The 4,202-nt window shown below is 60.1% G+C and carries 4 protein-coding genes; all 4 read right to left on the reverse strand.

All coding sequences use genetic code 11. The features are described 5' to 3' along the window. Positions 1-52 precede the first annotated feature (52 nt). Positions 53-871 carry a methyltransferase domain-containing protein gene (locus HT737_RS22335; RefSeq protein WP_182404017.1) on the reverse strand — a complete coding sequence of 273 codons (819 nt, stop codon included), beginning with the start codon at positions 869-871 and terminating at the stop codon, positions 53-55. Positions 872-892: 21 nt separating this feature from the next. Continuing rightward, positions 893-1,249: a DUF1641 domain-containing protein gene (locus tag HT737_RS22340; protein WP_095667329.1), complete on the reverse strand. Its 357-nt coding sequence runs from the start codon at positions 1,247-1,249 to the stop codon at positions 893-895. A gap of 26 nt (positions 1,250-1,275) precedes the next feature. Beyond that, on the reverse strand, positions 1,276-2,466 hold the full coding sequence (locus HT737_RS22345) for an FAD/NAD(P)-binding oxidoreductase (RefSeq protein WP_182404018.1): 1,191 nt from the start codon (positions 2,464-2,466) through the stop codon (positions 1,276-1,278). A gap of 187 nt (positions 2,467-2,653) precedes the next feature. After that, positions 2,654-3,913 (reverse strand): OprD family porin, encoded by a 1,260-nt coding sequence (locus HT737_RS22350; protein WP_121184142.1) that lies wholly within the window; start codon positions 3,911-3,913, stop codon positions 2,654-2,656. Between the last annotated feature and the right edge of the window lie 289 nt (positions 3,914-4,202).

Consider the following 4,202-nt stretch of genomic DNA (forward strand, 5'->3'; position numbering starts at 1 on the left):
ATTGGAATGCACTCCCYYGTAGGAGCTGCCGCAGGCTGCGATCTGTTGATCTTCAAACGTTGGCCACAATGAAAATCCGCTTGAACGGAAACAGCGTCTGCCCGTTTTTCTCCGGCGGATAATACGCATGCACGCGCATCAGGAAGTGGTAGATAAACCGCGCCTGCTCCTGTGACGTCAGCGCCTGCATCACTGGCCGCAACGCCGAGACCTTGATCCAGTCGTACACCGGCGACTTGCCGTCAACCACTTGCAGTTGCTCGGTTTCCCAGATGTCCAGCGACGTGGTCAGCGGCGCCAGCAAGCGATAGTAATCCTCCAATGCCAACAACGGCCGCGCGGCCATGCGCCGGCGCAGTTCTGGTGTGCCGATGGGGGTGTGTCCCGGGCCGGCATCGTCGAGGGTGTCGAGCATCAGTCGATACCACAAGGCATCGCGCCAGTCCGGCATATGTGCTGCCAGACAGCCACCGGGCTTGAGATGACCGAGCAGGCGCGGCAGCAGTTGTTGATGATCGCCAATGAAATGCAGCACCGCCGCCGCGAGCAGCAGGTCGGCGGGTTGCTCGGGGTGCCAGTCGAGCAAGTCGCACTCTTGCCAGCGGGCGTTGATCGGCAGACATCGGGCCTGATCCAGCATCTGCCGTGAGCTGTCGACGCCCAGCAACTGCGCTCGCGGCCAGCGCTCGGCCAGCACCTGCGTGGCAATGCCGGTGCCGCAGCCCAGGTCATAAATGCGTTCGGGGTCGTGCAGGTCGACACGGTCGAGCAATTCGTTGACCGGGCGTTGCCTGAGACGGGAGAACTGCTGGTACGCCTTGGCGTCCCAGTGGGTGCAGGCGTTCCCTGCCGTTTCGAGTTTGGCGCTCATGAGGAGGTCCTCTCTGGCGGATTACAGTTGTCGTCCAATGACGTTGAGGGTTTTCAGGACAACGGCCACGCCTTTGCGTGTGTCCTCTTCATTCAGCAGTTTGAGCAACGCCAGAGTGCCCGGCGCCGCTGACTGTGCCGATATCTCGGCTTTGGCCACGCGCACTGCATTACTGACTGCCCAGGTGGCGGCAGTGCTGTTCTCGAACAATTGCGCGAGCTTTTCCACCATGGCCGCGTCGAGCAGATCGGTGATATCGGACACCAGGGAAAGCAGGTCGACAATATTCTCCAGGCGTCCGCCGTCGATTAACGGCTGCAGTTTTGCCATCAGGGCCGTGAACCCGGGCGTGGCTGATATTTCCTCGGGCATGTGCATGAGCAATCACTCCTCCCTGTGCAGGGTCAAAGCATTCCCCGGGCCACCGCCCAGTAAAGACCGCGATTGAAACCGTTTCTGAGCAGGCCGCCCAATTTGGTCGGGGGTGTCGGCAATACATCGTGGGCGTAGTCGTACCAGAGTGGCATCCCGGCATTCAGGCCCATTTGTGCTACCGCTTGTACCCGACCGTCGTATACCGAGTTGGGTGCGCCAAGACGGATCTGGGCCGTGATGTTGTTGGCGATCACCGGTGCCTGGTTATGACAGGCGCCGCCGGCCTTGCTGACCGGCAGGTCGACGGTGTCGCCGATCACGTAGACATTCTCCAGACCGTAGACTTGCAACGTTTCGTGATTGGTCGGCAGCCATCCTTCATCATTGGCGGCTTGCGAGATGCCGCACTCGCGCACCACCTCGACGGCCTGGATTGGCGGAGTCGCCATCAGGATGTCGAAGGGTTGCGCATCGCCCTCGGCCGAGTAGGCGACTTTTGCATCGGGATCCACACGGCTCAGGGTGAAGCCACGCTGAAAGTGAATGTTTTTCCGGGCAAAGATGCTCGGCAGAATTTCACCCGTGGGGCGCTGCAAGAACAGACAATTGCGCAATAGCTGGGCAACTGTCGGGTAGGTGTAGATGATTTCCACTTGCTCGCGAACGCCCCGGCGACGTAACAAATCATCCAGCATCAATGTCGTTTCCACGGGCGCGATGCCGCATTGGTGCGGGACGTTCGGTGTCTGCGGGAAGGACACGGTAATGAAAATCCGGCCTTTTTCGATGGTGTTCAGGCGTTGCGCCAGTTGCCGGGCAGGAAGGTATTGATAGAAGTGGTCGCCGGCTTCCTGCAGACCCTCGATGCGTTCCGGCGCCGGCACGCAGCCGGTGGCGATCACCAGAAAATCATAGTCGAAGCGTTTGCCGGTTCGGGTGCGCAATTGCTGCCCGGAAAAGTCGAAACGGGTGACTTCTTCAACGTGGAAACTGATTTCCGGGCGCAACAGTGAGCGTTCCGGACGCTTGAGTTCCTCTTCGAAGAACTGGCTGAATGCCACGTACATGAACGCAGGTTTGTAGTAATGATCGGGGGAACTGGACAGTAATGTGATCGAGAGGTCGCCGCGTAGAGCTTCCGGATACAGCTTGCCGACCAGTAGATTGGCCAGCATGGTTCCGCCTACACCGCCACCGACGATAACTATTCGCTTGCTCATACCTGACCTCCGTGGCCAAGGCAGCTTCGCGTACAGCATCCGGAGATAACGGAAGAAAACTAAGGGCTCCTACAGCGGGCTGGAGAGTTTACACACCTCTTTCACTGTATCTGTGCCTCGACAAATCGCCAGTCCGGGCTGACCAGTGGTTGAGGCCGGCGCCACTCATGCAGCGCCGGCGTGGGGATCAGAGCAAGCTGATCGGATAGCTGATGATCAGGCGGTTTTCGTCGAACTCGTTGTTGCTGAAGTCGCGGCGCATGGTCGAGTTGCGCCAGCGCACGTTGAGGTTGCGCAGGGTACCGCTTTGTACGGTGTAGCCCAGTTCCGATTCGCGGCCCCATTCCTTGCCGTCGGTGATGGTGCCAGTGTGCACGTTGTCGCCGCTGATGTAGCGGTTCATCAGGGTCAGGCCGGGAATGCCCAGGGCGGCGAAGTTGTAGTCGTGGCGCACCTGCCAGGAACGTTCCTGGGCGTTGTCGTAGCTGGAGTTGTAACTGTCGTTGGCCAGGGTGCCGCCGCTGGTGCCGTTGACGCGCATCCAGGCGCTGTCGCCGGTGAGTTTTTGCAGACCGACATAGAAGGTGTTGCCGCCGTAGCGGGCCGAGAACATCCCCGACCAGGTCTTGTTGTCGAGTTCGCCGGCGCGGGCGCTGCCGTCATCCTTGCCGTAGAAGAAGCCGAGGTTGGCGCCCAGCGTCCAGTCACCGAGGGGCTGGCTGTGGGTCAGATTGACGTATTGCTGGCTGTAGATGTCTTTGAGTTCAGCGTTCCACAGACCGATCTGTGTGCGTTTTTCGTTGAACTGGTATTCACCGCCCTGGAAGTTGAAGCGATCAGAGGTGAACGCCGCTTTGCCGAACATCGACATGTCGCTCATGCTGCTGTCGTCGCGCGGGCTGTTGGCGCGGAACTGGCCGCCGTAGAGGGTCAGGCCGTTGATCTCCTTCGAGGTGATCTGGCCACCACGGAAGGTTTGCGGCAGCGAACGACCGTCGTCCGAACGCAGGATCGGCAGCACTGGCATCCATTCGCCGACCTTGATTTCGGTTTGCGACAGCTTGGCCTTGAACGCGACGTTAGTGCGGCCGAAGTTGTCCGCCGGACGCCCGTCGTGATCCAGCGGCAGCAGTTGCGTGCCGCCGGTGCCTTTACCGCCATCGAGTTTGACCGAGTACAGGCCGAGCACGTCCATGCCGAAACCGACGGTGCCCTGGGTGAAACCGGATTTGGCGTCGAGGATGAAGTTCTGCGTCCATTCTTCAGCCTTGCCCTGCGCCTTGGTCGGGTTGGTGAAGTTGCGGTTGATGTAGAAATTGCGCAGGTTCAGGTTGGCGCTAGCGCCCTCGATAAAACCGGCTTCTTCAGCTGCGGCGGGCAGGGCGGCGCCGGTCAGGGCCAGGGCGATCAGGCCGGGGAGGGCGTACGGCGCAGTGGGATGAGTCATCGCAGGGTCTCTTGTTATTTTTTTGGGGACGAACGGGTTCGCTGCCGCCACTTTGGGGCGAGCACGACATTGCAGATCAGGAATGAAGCGGTGGCGATCAGCCGGGCGGGACAGGGCGCGGAAGCATGGTATCGAACCTGTTGTTATTGGTTTTGTGGAGCGAATGGTGCGGGGGGCGGTGGGCGAGATTCAATCGGTGAAAGCGGGTTTTGGGCGATTATCGAACAGCAAAAAATCGCAGCCTTCGGCAGCTCCTACATTTGGAATGCGGTCACCTGTAGGAGCTGCC

The sequence above is a fragment of the Pseudomonas sp. MD195_PC81_125 genome (assembly GCF_014060985.1).
In the GTDB taxonomy this organism is placed as follows: Bacteria; Pseudomonadota; Gammaproteobacteria; order Pseudomonadales; family Pseudomonadaceae; genus Aquipseudomonas; species Aquipseudomonas parakoreensis.

Bases quoted from the DNA above. Each gene is read 5' to 3' on its own strand.
- HT737_RS22335 (WP_182404017.1), bottom strand. From the start codon at position 871: ATGAGCGCCAAACTCGAAACGGCAGGGAACGCCTGCACCCACTGGGAC.
- HT737_RS22340 (WP_095667329.1), bottom strand. From the start codon at position 1,249: ATGCACATGCCCGAGGAAATATCAGCCACGCCCGGGTTCACGGCCCTG.
- HT737_RS22345 (WP_182404018.1), bottom strand. From the start codon at position 2,466: ATGAGCAAGCGAATAGTTATCGTCGGTGGCGGTGTAGGCGGAACCATG.
- HT737_RS22350 (WP_121184142.1), bottom strand. From the start codon at position 3,913: ATGACTCATCCCACTGCGCCGTACGCCCTCCCCGGCCTGATCGCCCTG.